Genomic DNA, 13,368 nt, shown 5'->3' with positions numbered 1-13,368 from the left:
CCAGCCTGCAAAACTGGTTGGCCCTGCACTGGCTCGCTTTTACCGTGCTGCTACTGCGTAAAATTACGTCGCCGACTACTTCCTAAACAGCTTCAAAAGCACGTCATGCTTCGGCAAGCACGTCATGACGTGCTTTTTATTCGATTAGCGCCTTTCAAATCTCCACCTTCCGGCGGTTGTATTCGGGCTCCCAATCGTTGATGGGGCGCGAAATGCCGGGGGGCAGGTCGAGGTCGGGCAGGCCAGGGTCGCGGGGTTCGCCGCCGTCGTCGTCGCCATCGGTTGGCGGCGGCGGGGGGAGCACGCGCCGCCGCCGGGGCAGCACCAGCACAAATAAAAAGAGGGCGCAGATGGCAGCGGCGTAGACTAAGCTAATCATGGCGAGGGCGGCTAAAACGGTGCAGGCCTGTCAACGCAGGCATCTGGCCTAACGTTGCGCCGGCCGACGTCCCTAAATTAACTGACAGTCAGGAAACCGCCAAGCGGCACGCAAGTTTATTGCCGGCAATTTGTGCGGCGGGTGCGGTGCGCAACCCGGCGCGGCCCTACCTTTGCGGCATGTTTAGGGGTGCTGATGTTGTGCACGACATCGGCTGAGATGATACCCATCGAACCTGAACCGGGTAATGCCGGCGAAGGGAATAAACAATCCACGGACGATTCCGCGGCCGCTCCGACCCCTGGGGCGACGGCGCGTTCCATTTTTTACCTCACTTTTTTCTTGAAAACTGTACTCTTCGCGGGTGCCGCCCTGTTGGGGCTGGCCGCCGCGCCGGCGTGGGCGCAAGGCCCCGTGTCCGGCCGCCTCCGCACCGCCAACGACCAGGCCGTGCCCGGTGCCACTATTCGCCTCGACGGCCAGGCCGTGGGCGCTACCGCCGCCGACGGCACGTTTGCCCTGCCCGCCGTGCCGGCCGGCCCGCACGAGCTCAGCTTCACGGCGCTGGGTTTTAGCCCGGCAACGACCAGCGTAACCGGCCAGCCTGCCGCTCAGCTGCTGCTGCCGCTGGACCTCGAAGCCAGCAGCAGCGTGACGCCCGAAGTCCTGGTAACGGCCTCGCGGGCCAACGACCGCACCGCCACGGCCTACACCAACCTCAGCAAGCAGGAGCTGGCCAAGCAGAATTTTGGGCAGGATTTGCCGTACCTGCTCAACCAGACGCCTTCAGTAGTAGTGAACTCCGATGCCGGGGCGGGCGTGGGCTATACCGATATCCGGATTCGGGGCACGAGCAACACGGGCATCAACACCACCATCAACGGCGTGCCGCTGAACGACCCGGAATCGCACGGCGCGTTTTTGATTAACCTGCCCGATTTGGCGTCGTCGATTAATTCGCTCCAGATTCAGCGGGGCGTGGGCACCAGCCAGAACGGTGGCGCGGCCTTCGGGGCCAGCTTGAACATCTCAACGCTCGACAACCGCCGCGAGGCCTACGCCGAAACCCAGAACACCTACGGCTCCTACCAGACCTGGAAAAACAACGTGGCCTTCGGCACGGGGCTGCTGAACGGGCATTTTACGGTGGACGGGCGACTGTCGCGCATTGCCTCCGATGGCTACATGAACCGGGCGGCGTCGGATTTGAAGTCGTACTACTTCGCCGCCGGCTATCAGGCCAAAAACACGCTGCTGAAGTTCATCACTTTCTCGGGGCGCGAAAAAACTTACCAGGCCTGGAATGGCGTGCCCGAGCCGGCCATTACGGGCAACCGCGCCCAGCTCCAGACCTACATCGACAACGGCGAGTTATCGGAAGCGAATGCCGCCCGCGTGCTGGCCGAAGGCCGCCGCTACAGCTACTACACCTACGATAACCAGACCGACAACTACCAGCAGAACCACTACCAGCTGCACCTCTCGCAGGGCCTGGGCCGCGGCTGGAACCTGGGGGCGGCGCTGCATCTCACGCGGGGCTTTGGCTACTACGAGAGCTTCCGGGCGGGCCGCAAGTTTGCGAGCTACGGCCTGCCCAACGTGAGAATTGGCGGTGATACCATCACCAAAACCGACCTGGTGGACCGCAAGTGGCTCAATAACAACTTTTATGGCGGCACGCTGGCCCTGAATTACCAGCCCGCCGCCGGCAAGCTGCAAGCCACCGTGGGCGGGGCCTGGAACCGCTACGACGGCGACCACTATGGCGAAATCATCTGGGCGCGGTACGCTTCGACGAGCTTCCTGAACCAGCGCTACTACTTCAACAATGCCGTGAAAACCGACTACAATGCCTACGCCCGGGCCACCTGGCAGGTGCTGCCGGTGCTGGGCATTTATGGCGACGTGCAGGTGCGCCACATCGAGTACGCCATCGATGGGCTGGAGCAGGGCAGCCAGGACGTGACCACCCGCGCCCGCTACACGTTCATCAATCCCAAGGCCGGCGCGACGCTCACCCTGGGCCAAGGCCAGCAGCTCTACGGCAGCTTCGCGGTGGGCCAGCGCGAGCCCGTGCGCTCCGACTTCACCGACCGGCCCGTGGGCGACCAGACCGCCAAAGCCGAGCGCCTCGAAGACTTCGAGGGCGGCTACCGCTTCAACCGCACCGACCTGGCTTTTTTGGGTGATAAAGGCGCGCTGCGACTGGAGGCCAACGGCTTTTACATGAGCTACCAGAACCAGTTGGTGGCCACCGGCCAGCTCAACGACGTGGGCACGGCGCTACGCACCAACGTGGCCCGCAGCTACCGGCGCGGTGTCGAGCTGAGCGGCTTTGTTTCGGCCAACGATAAAATCAGCCTCAGCACGACCCTGACCTTGAGCCAGAACCGTATTCTGGATTATCGCGACGTGACTTATGATGCCAACTACGCGCCGGTGCTGGCGGCGGCGCGCACGTCCACTATTTCGTATTCGCCGGCGGTCGTGTCGGCTCACACCCTCGAAGGCCAGCCCGTGAAGGGCCTGCGCCTAGCCCTGCTGCTGAAAACCGTGGGCCGGCAGTACCTCGACAACTCCCAGAACACCAACCGCAGCATCGACCCGTACCAGACGCTCGATTTCCGGTTGCGCTACGCCCTGCACCCGTCGTTTATGAAGGAGATTGAGCTGGGTCTGCTCGTGAATAACCTGCTCAACCGCGAGTATTCGGCCAACGGCTATACCTACAGCTACATCGGAGCCAGCGGTAATCAGGAAACCTTCAACTGGTTCTACCCGCAAGCCACCCGCAACTACCTGGCTTCGGTGGGGCTGAAGTTTTAGCGCCGCTGCCCGCGTCGATGGCCGGTTCGGCTGGTTGTCGTCCGGTCCGACCGCTCTAGGCGGTCCGACCGGTCGTCGTCCGCATCCGCTCGCAGCAACGACGGCCGGTCGGACCGCCTAGGGCGGTCGGACCGGACCGGCGCGGGCTATTCCTTCATCACGCGCAGGGTTCTCTGATAATCCCGGCCGCGTAGCCGCACTTCGTAGATGCCCGGCGCGAGGTGGGAGGTGTAGTCGTTGAGCTGGCCTTCGAGCAGGGCGGGCTGGCCGTGCAGCGAAAGCAGGCGCGGGCCCTGGGGCAGCACGAAATCGAGGGTGAGGGCCCCGGCGCGGGCGGGCACCCCGGCCAGGCTGAACGCCACGGGCCCGGCGGCCGGGCCGGGGTACACAAACAGGCGGTTCCGGGGCCGGTAGAGGGTATTGCGGATGCCGTCGAAATTCACCCCAATCAGTACCGGGTCGTGGTCCGACGAGCGGAAGGGCGTGAGCGTGTCGACGGCCGCGCCAGCCTGGTCGTACTGCAGCGCGGGCGGTTCGGCCGAGTTAATGTGCCACTTCTGCACGTCCACGAAGCCTACCAGGTTGGGCGTCACCACGGCGTGGTCGAGCGAGCCGGTGAGGCCCTTGAAAACGTAGGATGCGCTGGTGGGCGGCGTGGCTGGCACCAGCCCGGCGGCCCGTAGCAGGTCGATGGGGTCTTCCTCGTAGTTGGCGTTGTAGTCGCCGGCGCTCACCACGCGGGCGGCTCCGGCCGGTATCACCGTGTGGTTGATGAACGCGACCAACGCGCGAGCCTGGGCCTTACGCTGGGCGTTGAAGCCGCCCTGGCCATCGTGCTGGTCGGCCTCGGGGCCGGTGGTGGGGCTGCCGACCTTGCTCTTGAAGTGGTTCATTACGAAGCCCAGCGTGTCGGGCCGCTCCTTGCGGAGCGTGATGAACACCTGCGCCAACGGCGGCCGCTCAAACACGCCCCGCACGGTATCGACCAGCGGCGGGCCCAGCGGCCGCACCACGGCCGGTTTATACAGGATAGCGCAGCGAATGGCGTTCGTGTTGTTGAACTGCCGCTCCGAGTTGCCGTCGTTCACGTAGATGTAGGTGCCGGCCCCCATCAGCTTGTTCAGGCCTTCCACCAAATCCTGCAGGGCCGAGGCCGAGCTTGTGCCGTCGTTCTCAATCTCCGTCAGGCCCACGATATCGGCGTTCATCTGGCGCAGGGCGAGCAGAATTTTGCGGCGCTGGCGGGCGAAGTCGGCCGGCGTTTTGGCCCCGCGCGCCGTGGGGAAGCCCCCACCCAGGCCGTCGCCATTGAAGTAATTGAGCACGTTGAAGCTGGCCAGCTTCAGGTCGAGCGGCCCGAACGTGGGCGGGGCCAGCGGCCGCGTTACGACCAGGGCGGGCGCTTCGGCCCCGGCCAGCGGCTGCACCCGCCAGCGCCCATAGCCGTAGCCCAGAATGCCGCTGAGCTGGGCCAGTGTGCTGCCCACCCGCACGGTGCGGGCGCGCGCATCGAGGTAGGGTGTGGGCACGGGGTTGGAGGCCGAGCTGCCATCGTCGAGCACCAGGCTTTTGTTGTCGTTGGCAGCCTGGTAGGCGGTAATAGCCGCCAGGTTACCAGTGCCACTGCTGTGGATGCCGGTAGCGGGCTGGTCGTTGGGGTCGATAAACTGCGTGGGCTGGTACGTGAGGCCGGCCACCGACACCGTGAGCTCGCCGCGCTGCTTCAGGCTGTAGTTGTCGGTAACGGTAAGCGGCGCGCTGAACTGCACCCGCATGCCCTCGTAGCGCTCGGCTGCGGCCGTCGAAAACTGGCTGTTGCTGAGCGTGATAAAGACCGGCACCGCGTTGCCCGCCGACAGCACCGTGATAACCGGCTCGGTGAGCACGGCCTGGCCAAACGAGGGTTCGGCCTCGTCTTCGCGCACCTGGCCGGCAATGCGCACCCGGTCGCCCACCGCCACGCCGGGGGCGGCCTGCACCACAAACAGCGCGTCGGAGGTGGCTGGGTTGCCGTCGGCGGTGGCCGCGTCGTCCTGCACGTAGAAGCCGGCCGGCTTCAGATTGGGATACACCGCCGTCACGATGGCTTCGATGGTGCAAGGCCCAGCTTTGGCCGCATTCCCCGAGCCCTGGATACTGCCAATAGGCGTAGCGCCCGCCGCCCGGACGGCCAGCATGATGCTGAGGCGAAGGATGAGTTTATAATACATGGCTAAGGTGAAAGTAAATCTAATTTAGATGATAAATATAATGGGAACGGCGAGCCGTGGCTTTAGTTGGCCGGGCTGGCCGCGGTGAAGCAGCGGAAAGACGGCCCATTGGGCCAAACTGCCGTATACTCTGCCCATGATTCCGCTTATCACCCAAACGCCCCGCCTCCAGATTCTGGCTGCCAGCCGGGCGCTGCTCACGGCCGAGCTGCACAAGCCCCACTATTTCCCGATGCTGCTGGGGGCCGCCCTGCCCACCGACTGGCCACCCGGCCAGTACGACCGTCCCGCGCAGGAATATTTTCTGGCGCAATTGACCGCTGGCGGCCGCGACGCGGCCGGCTGGTACGGCTGGTACGCCCTGCGCAAGGCCGACGACACCGCCCCCCGCACCTTGGTAGGCGCGGGCGGCTTCATGGGCCCACCCGATGCCGGGGGCACGGCCGAAATTGGGTATTCCATCGCGGCCGATTGGCGCGGCCAGGGCCTGGGTACCGAACTGGTGGCCGGCCTGGTGCAGCAAGCGGCCGACACCGGCCTGGTGCGCCGCCTGACCGCCCGCACCACTTCCGACAACCCCGCCGCGCAGCAGGTGCTGCTGCGCAACGGCTTCGCCCCCGCCGGCACCGCCGACGATGGCCAACTGCGCTTCGAGCGCGCCGTGGAGCCCGCGCCGCTACTCGCCCCACCGGCCGGCGCGTAACGGTTGGCGGGCCGCGCCGTACTGCGGAGTGGGCCGGCGGGGCGACTGCTCGCGCTGGCTGGTTTCACCCTCTTTAATTCTTTGCGCTATGAACCGTCTGTTGCTTTTTGCGATGCTCCTGCTGGGAGCCCTGGGCGCTAGCCCCGCCCGCGCCCAAACGGGCGACGCGGCCGGCCTGCCGCCCCGCCCCACGCCCTTCAAATTTGTGAACGACCAGGCCAGCCTGATGGCCCCGGCCGATGCCAAGAAGCTGGACAGCGGCCTGCGCCGCTATGCCGACAACACCGGCACCCAAATTGTCGTCGTAACCGTGCCTTCGTTGGGCGGCCTGGCGGTGGCCGACTATGCCCGGGCGCTCGGCACGGCCTGGGGCGTGGGCCAGCGCGATAAAAATAACGGCATCGTGGTACTGCTGGGCGCGCAGGAGCGCAAAGTTTCCATCCAGCCCGGCAGTGGGTTGGCCAGCGTCATCACGCCGGAGGTTACCAGCCGCGTCATCAATGAGATGACGCCGGGCTTCAAGCAGAATAATTATTTCGCCGGCTTTCGGGCGGGCCTGAACACGCTGATGGCCACGGCCAACCCCAGTTCGGCTCAGGGTGCCACGGCGGCAACCAATGCGGCGGCGGCCACCACGGGAGCCGCCGGGAATGCGGCCGCAACCGAAAACTCAGCCGATAATCTTTCGGCCGGAACTCCGCAATACCCCACTACTAGTGGCAACGACCCCGTGGCGACTACGCCCGTCGAGCCGGTTTCGTCCGGGCCCGGCATGGGCACCTTGCTCATTGGCGCGCTCGTGATTGGCGGCATTTTGTGGTTTGTGGTGCGCATGTTCCGCAACCGCAACGCGGCGGCTGGCAATCAGGCCAACAACCAAAGCAGTGCGCCCAACTTCCTGCCCAACCGGCCCAATGGCCCGGCTGGTGGCGGCAGCTACGGCCAGAACCCGGGCAACTACGGCCAAGCCCCTAACTCGGGCGGCGGCATGGGCATGGGCGGCATGCTGGCCACCGGCGCAGCCGCGGCGGCCGGCGCTTACCTGGGCAACCGCATGGCCTCGGGCCACGACACTGCGGGCAACGGCCTGATGAACGATGGCAGCAATGCCGGCAACAACCTGGGTGGCGCGGGCGCGGCGGGGGCCGGCACGGCGGCGGGCGCGGGTAGCGACTACTTCAACTCGCGCGACGGGAGCGGGGCCGATAACCAAGCCCCCGACTACTTCTCCGACGCTAACACGGCCCCCGATAACTCGAACGACTTCTTTTCGTCTGATGACAACAATTCGTCGTACGACGACACTTCCTCCGGCGATACCGGTGGCGGCGGCTTCGACGGCACCACCGACAACAGCGGCTCGTATTAGCCACTGGAGCCGAATAATCCGACCAGTAAAAGGCTCCGGGGCGTATGGCCGCCGGGGCCTTTCTTCTTTTCGGGACTAGAGCAGGCGGTGATTTCGAGAGGGTGTTTATTGATGAATGGCTATATCTTTCGCCGCTATTAGTAGCGCATGCGGCGGCGGCTTGCCGCCGTTGCTACGGGTTTCCTCCTCTATATTCCGGCCTGCGGGCTTTTGCTTATGACGCCTGCTGAACTTTCCAGCCATACCATCGCCCCGGTCCTCGAAACCACCCGCCTGCGCCTGCGCGGCTTCCGGGCTGCCGATTTTGAACCTTGGTTTGCGTTGAGCCGCACGCCGGCTTACTACCGCTACTTCGGCAACGAGTCCATGCCCGCCGAGGAAGTCTGGAAGCTGCTGCTGCGCAGTGCGGGGCACTGGGTGATTATGGGTTTCGGCTTCTGGGCCGTGGAGGAAAAAGCCAGTGGGCAATTTGTCGGTGCCGTGGGCTTCCTGCATCTGCTGCGCGCCCTTGAGCCGCCGCTGGGCGACGCCCCCGAAATTGGCTGGGTCCTGGACCCCGCCCTGCACGGCCGCGGCTACGCCAGCGAGGCCGTAGAAGCCGCGCTGGCCTGGGGCGAAAACCACTTCGGCCCGGTGCGCACGGTGTGCATTATTCATCCCGATAATGAGGCTTCGCTGCGGCTGGCGGCCAAATTCGGCTACCGCGAATACGCCCGCACCACCTACCACGACGGGCCCATCGTGCTGCTGCAGCGGCCGGGGCAACCCCAGTAGCCGCTGCTGCCGTACCCACCGGAGTCGGCCCGCAGCCCTGGGCTTGTTTTCCTGCACCTTCAGCCCCACCGCCCATGGCCCCTCGTCCCTACATCCTCGCCGAAACTACCTGGAAAACCGTGCAGGCGGCCAACTACGAGGTAGTGGTGCTGCCCTGGGGCGCTACCGAGGCCCACAACTACCACCTGCCCTACGCCACCGATAATATCCAGGCCGACTACGTGGCCGCTGAAGCGGCCCGCAAGGCCTGGGACCAGGGCGCGAAGGTGGTGGTACTGCCCGGCATTCCGTTCGGCGTGAACACTGGCCAGCTCGACATCACTCTTGATATCAACCTGAACCCCAGTACGCAGCTGGCTATTCTGAGTGATATCGTGCACGTGCTGGCCCGTCAGGGCATCCCCAAGCTGGTAATTCTGAACGGCCACGGCGGCAACGACTTCCGCCAGATTCTGCGCGAGCTGCAAGCCGACTTCCCCACCGTGTTTCTGAGTACGCTGAACTGGTTCAAAGCCGCCGACCGCAACCAGTATTTCGATGCCCCCGGCGACCACGCCGACGAGCTGGAAACCAGCGTAATGCTGCACCTCGTGCCCGACTTGGTGCGCCCCCTGAGCGAAGCCGGCGACGGCGCGGCCAAGCGCTTCCGCATTGCGGCGCTGCGCGAAGGCTGGGCCTGGGCGCAACGCGAATGGAGCCAGGTGTCGGCCGATACCGGGGTGGGCAACCCGGCCGCCGCCACCGCCGAAAAAGGCGCGGCCTTTCTGGAAGCCGTGACCACCAACATCGCGCAGTTTTTGGTAGAGCTGGCCGCCGCCGACCCGCAGGATTTGTACGAGTAGGCTCACTCCCGGCCATTATCGGCCGCCGGGCGGGCGTGTCGACTACATCGGCTCCGACGTAACCCCGACCGGTAAAACAGGCCGTGACAGGCCAAGCCGAGCGGTTTGTGGTGGGCTGTTGCTACGGTTCTGCTTGCAGGCACTGTGCGGGCCTGGTAATTTGGCCGAATGAATATGCCGAGCTCCTCACGCATTACGATTCACTCGGCTATTTCCGAGGGGCAGCCTACGGTGCGCAGCCTGCACCTGCCCGTGTGGCAAGTGCTTGATTGGCTAGCGGCTGGCCATTCCGAAGCCGAGCTGTTGGCCGCGCATCCCGAACTGGAACCCGAGGATTTTCGGGCCTGCCTGGCCTTTGCTGCCGAGCGCCTGAAGCCCCTGGCCCGTGCGCAGCCCGCCCTGCCCGAACACGAATCGGAGGCTTGGCTGCTGAGCCGGCAAAGCCAGTGGCTGGCCGAGCAGGAGTTTCTGAAGCAGTTGTGGGAGCGCCGCGCCGTGGGCGGGCTACCCATTAACTGACTTATTAGCGCTGGCTCTCGAGCGTTGGAATGGGCGTGGCTTCTTCCACGTTCGAAGTGTTGGGAAAGGCCAGGAAGCGCGTCACGCGCGGCGCGTCCGGGCCCCGGTGGAACCGGCGCACCTGGCCTTCCACCACCTGGTCTTCGCGGGTGAAGCGGTGGCGCTGGCGTTGGTGCTCGCCCCAGGTGGCCACGTAAAAAAACTCGCTGATGCGGGTGGGCACGGCCACATCGGCAAACACGCCGGCGCGCAGGGCCCCGTCGCGCAGCCGCAGGCGCGTCAGCTGCTCGGCGGCCAGGTGGAAGGCGGCCCAGTCGGCGGGGGCCACCTGGTACTCAATCATCACGAGCACGGGGCCGTCGTCGGGGTCGGTCCTGTCCTCGCCGGTGGTGTGGGGGCGGTCGTCGGCGGGGTCCAGGTTCAGGCCCTCGGTCGAGCGCATGGGGAAAGGCAGGGCCAGCGCGGTGCTGGCCAGCATCCAGGCGGCGGCGGCCAGCAGGGAGGTGCGCAGCGAAAGGTGGTCGGCCAGCTCGCCCCAAACCAGGCTGCCGATTGATAAGCCCGCCTGAAACACGAGCATGTACACGCTGATGACGCGGGCCTGCACCCACTTGGGCACGCTCAGCTGCACGGTGGTGCTGAAGCTGGTCATCACCAGCAGCCAGGCAATGCCCGACACGAACATCACCGCGTAGAGCACATAGATGTTGCTGATGAGGGCCAGGGCCAGGTTGGTGCCCGCAAACGCCAGCACGCCCAGCAGCACCCGCTGGTTGAAGTTGAGCCGCGGCCCGGCCCGGCCCATGAGCATGGCCCCCGTCACGGCTCCCGCGCCCAGCCACGAAAGCGTGGCCCCGTAGTGCCCCGCGCTCAAGTTCAACTGTTTCACCACCACTGAGGTAAGGGCCCACATGGCCGAAGCCCCGAACGAAAACGCGAACGTGCGCACCAGCACCCCATAAATGGCCGGCGAATACTGCACGTAGCGCAGCCCCGCCCGCAGCGCCCCGATGAAGTTTTCGGCCGGGCCACTCGTGGTCAGCGGCTGGCGCTTCCAGAAATAAACCACCGCCCAGGTGCCCAGAAAGGAAATTCCGTTCAGCACAAATACCCAGCCCGGCGAGTAGTAAGCGATGATGAGCCCGCCAATGGCCGGCCCAATAGCCCGGGCAATGTTGTTGCTGACGCCGTTCAGGGTAATGGCCGAGGGCACGGCCGGGCGGGGCACCAGCTCGGTCACGATGCTTTGCCAAATGGGCAGGTTCAAGGCCGCGCCCATGCCCAGCAAAAAGGTGAAGCCTAGTACCCCGTAGGCCGAAACGCCACCGCCCAGCGTGAGCGCGCCCAGCACCATGGCCACCAACGCCATAAAGCCCTGCGTGAAGAGCAGCAGCCGGCGGCGGTCCACCAAATCGGCCAGCACGCCGCCGGGCATGCTCAGCAAAAAGGCCGGCAGCGAAGTGGCCGTCTGCATCAGGGCTACCAGCGTGGCCGAGGCGGTGAGGGCCGTGACGAGCCACACGCCGGCTATGTTCTGCATCCAGGTGCCCACGTTGGAGACGAGGCCCGCAATCCAGAGGGCCCGGAAAACAGCGTGGACGAACGGCGTCCAGAGCGTGACTTTGGGGGTGGGCGGAGCGACAGTAGGTTCGGGCATCAGGCAGCAGCAGGTTTTCGCGGCTAAGAACAGCGCAGCGATGCAAATGGCTGCTTACGAAAAATCAGTTATCAGTGAACAGTTACCAGTGAGCACCCTGACGAAATGTTCACTGATAACTGCCAACTGTTCACTGAAAAAATTACCGCCGCTGCGACGACTCGCGCACCAGCAGCTTGGGCTTGAGCACGATGGGCTTGGGCGGGCCCACGCGGTTGGGGCCGCTTTTGAGCATCTTTTGCAGCAGCTGCACCGCCATTTTGCCCATCTGCTCGCAGCGCTGGTCCACGGTGCTGAGCATGGGCTCGGTGAGCGTGGTGAAAACTTCGTTGCTGAAACCCACGATGGCCACGTCCTGCGGGGTGCGCAGGCGCAGGGCCTTCACGGTTTGCAGGGCACCCACGGCGGCCAGGTCGTTGCTCGCGAACACGCCGTCGGGACGCTGGGCGGCGGGCAGCTTCAGCAGCTGGCGCATGGCCAGCTGGCCGCCCTTCTGGCTCATCTCGCAGTGCACGCTCAGGGCCTCATCGGCGGCCAGGCCGTGGGCGGCGAGGGCGTCGAGGTAGCCCTGGTGGCGGTTTTTGTGGATGCTCAGGTGCAGCGGGCCAGTGAAGTGGGCAATGCGGGTACAGCCCTGCTCAATCAGGTGCGTCACGACCTCATAAGCGCCCTGGTAGTCGTCAATCACCACGGCGCTCACGTTGCTGCCCTCAAAATCTTCCACCTTGCGGTCGAAGAACACCAGCGGAATGTTCTGCTGGCGCACGGCCTCGAAGTGCCCGAAGCTCTGCGTGGTATTGGCCAGTGAGACGAGGATGCCCTCCACCTGCGAGTTCATCAGCAGGTCGATGTTTTTCTGCTCCTGGCCGGCATCTTCGTTCGACTGGCAAATCATCACGTTGAAGCCCAGCTTGGCGGCTTCGGTGGCGATGCCGTTCACCACCAGCGGAAAAAAATGGCCCGTGATGTGAGGCACCAGCACGCCCAGCGTGTTGCTGCGGCCCCGGCGCAGGGCGGCGGCCAGCTGGTTGGGCTGGTAGTGCAGCTCCTCGGCCAGCTGGCGCACGCGCACTTTGGTGGCCTCGCTCACGTCGGCGTGGTCGCTCAGGGCGCGAGAAATAGTGGACGGCGACAAGCCCAGCGTCTTGGCCAGGTCGGTAATGGAAGCGCGGCGGTTAGCCATCGGATGGAGTTGGCGAGGTGAACGAAAACCCGGGCCGGGGGCAGCACTGCCGCTCGGGGCCGGGCCCTGGCATGCGGCCGAAGGAGGTAGGCCGCCCGCGCGTGGGGCGGCCGCTTTTGGCCATCGATGGGAATTCACCCGCAATCTACACCAGTCAGCGAATCCGGCTGCCCAGCTGGGGCCAACCGCCAGCCGGGCGGCTACTCCACCACCAGGTTGTAGCGCGCCACCACGCCCAGCAGCCCAGGCAGCGTGAAGTGCGCGCCGGCCAGCGGGTTGCGCTCGGGGTCGATAATAAAGCCGGTGGCGGTGCGGAAGTCGGCCCCCGTCAGCTTCGTATTCTGGAACACGGCCCCGCCCAGCGCGCAATCTTCGAAGGCAGCGTGGCTCAGGTCGGCGTCGGCGAAATCGGCATCTTCCAGCTGGCAGCCCACGAAGCGCGTGCCCGGCATGGCCCGCCCCGCAAACGAGGCGTAGCGCAGCTGGCACTGGTCGAAATGCACGCCAAACAGCAGGTCGCGGCAGGCCCCAAACTGTAGTCCCATCAGCTTGCAGTCATCAAACGCCACGTTCTGGAAGGCCGTGCCCGCCAGCTGGGCCGTCGTCAGGTTGCAGTGCTCGAAGCGGCAGTCGGTGAAGCGCAGCCGGCGCAAATCGGCCCCGCCAAAATCGCAGCCCACGAAGCGGAACTCCTCAAACTCGGTGTGCCCCAGCAGGTGGCGGGCATCCCAGCGCTCGGCCACGTTGTCGGCGGGGAAATGGGTGGGCTTGCGCGGGGCAGGAGCGGGCTTGCGGCGGGGCGGCATGGGCGGTGGGTTGGGTTGACAACGAACAAGAACGTTATGCTCATCTGGCGTCCGCGCAGCCGAAGCATCTCTACTATGATAGTAAACCCAATCGATTGGA

The 13,368-nt window shown here is 65.3% G+C and carries 11 protein-coding genes and 1 riboswitch; of the genes, 6 read left to right on the top strand and 5 right to left on the bottom strand.

All coding sequences use genetic code 11. The features are described 5' to 3' along the window. Nucleotides 1-154 precede the first annotated feature (154 nt). A complete protein-coding gene (locus ABIB44_RS15565; RefSeq protein WP_354585575.1) occupies nt 155-379 on the bottom strand; it encodes a hypothetical protein in 225 nt (74 codons plus the stop codon). Nucleotides 380-554: 175 nt separating this feature from the next. Then, nucleotides 555-658, top strand: a riboswitch (TPP riboswitch). A gap of 63 nt (nt 659-721) precedes the next feature. Here ABIB44_RS15565 and ABIB44_RS15560 point away from each other — a divergent pair. Beyond that, entirely contained in the window at nt 722-3,205 is a 2,484-nt protein-coding gene (locus ABIB44_RS15560) for a TonB-dependent receptor (protein ID WP_354585574.1), read from the top strand. A 146-nt stretch (nt 3,206-3,351) separates the two neighbouring features. Here ABIB44_RS15560 and ABIB44_RS15555 read toward each other — a convergent pair whose 3' ends face one another. Continuing rightward, nucleotides 3,352-5,415: an ExeM/NucH family extracellular endonuclease gene (locus ABIB44_RS15555; protein WP_354585573.1), complete on the bottom strand. Its 2,064-nt coding sequence runs from the start codon at nt 5,413-5,415 to the stop codon at nt 3,352-3,354. Between the two features lie 136 nt (nt 5,416-5,551). Here ABIB44_RS15555 and ABIB44_RS15550 point away from each other — a divergent pair, with 136 nt between their 5' ends. From ABIB44_RS15550 to ABIB44_RS15530, 5 genes are all read left to right on the top strand, one after another. Continuing rightward, the gene (locus ABIB44_RS15550) at nt 5,552-6,118 is read left to right on the top strand and encodes a GNAT family N-acetyltransferase (RefSeq protein WP_354585572.1); all 567 of its coding nucleotides are present in this window, start codon (nt 5,552-5,554) and stop codon (nt 6,116-6,118) included. 88 nt (nt 6,119-6,206) lie between these two features. Beyond that, the gene (locus ABIB44_RS15545; RefSeq protein WP_354585571.1) at nt 6,207-7,487 is read left to right on the top strand and encodes a TPM domain-containing protein; all 1,281 of its coding nucleotides are present in this window, start codon (nt 6,207-6,209) and stop codon (nt 7,485-7,487) included. Nucleotides 7,488-7,703: 216 nt separating this feature from the next. Then, the gene (locus ABIB44_RS15540) at nt 7,704-8,261 is read left to right on the top strand and encodes a GNAT family N-acetyltransferase (RefSeq protein ID WP_354585570.1); all 558 of its coding nucleotides are present in this window, start codon (nt 7,704-7,706) and stop codon (nt 8,259-8,261) included. Between the two features lie 74 nt (nt 8,262-8,335). Beyond that, nucleotides 8,336-9,103: a creatininase family protein gene (locus ABIB44_RS15535; RefSeq protein ID WP_354585569.1), complete on the top strand. Its 768-nt coding sequence runs from the start codon at nt 8,336-8,338 to the stop codon at nt 9,101-9,103. Between the two features lie 174 nt (nt 9,104-9,277). Next, entirely contained in the window at nt 9,278-9,622 is a 345-nt protein-coding gene (locus ABIB44_RS15530; protein WP_354585568.1) for a DUF433 domain-containing protein, read from the top strand. Nucleotides 9,623-9,626: 4 nt separating this feature from the next. Here the strand turns inward: ABIB44_RS15530 and ABIB44_RS15525 are convergent, their stop codons facing one another. From ABIB44_RS15525 to ABIB44_RS15515, 3 genes are all read right to left on the bottom strand, one after another. Further along, nucleotides 9,627-11,279: an MFS transporter gene (locus ABIB44_RS15525; RefSeq protein ID WP_354585567.1), complete on the bottom strand. Its 1,653-nt coding sequence runs from the start codon at nt 11,277-11,279 to the stop codon at nt 9,627-9,629. 142 nt (nt 11,280-11,421) lie between these two features. Next, the gene (locus ABIB44_RS15520; protein ID WP_354585566.1) at nt 11,422-12,462 is read right to left on the bottom strand and encodes a LacI family DNA-binding transcriptional regulator; all 1,041 of its coding nucleotides are present in this window, start codon (nt 12,460-12,462) and stop codon (nt 11,422-11,424) included. A gap of 200 nt (nt 12,463-12,662) precedes the next feature. After that, a complete protein-coding gene (locus tag ABIB44_RS15515) occupies nt 12,663-13,268 on the bottom strand; it encodes a pentapeptide repeat-containing protein (protein ID WP_354585565.1) in 606 nt (201 codons plus the stop codon). Nucleotides 13,269-13,368 lie beyond the last annotated feature (100 nt).

The organism is Hymenobacter sp. UYCo722 (assembly GCF_040547115.1).
Lineage (GTDB): Bacteria > Bacteroidota > Bacteroidia > Cytophagales > Hymenobacteraceae > Hymenobacter.
Note: the sequence above shows the minus strand (reverse complement) of the source record. Positions and strands in the feature narration are given on the sequence as shown.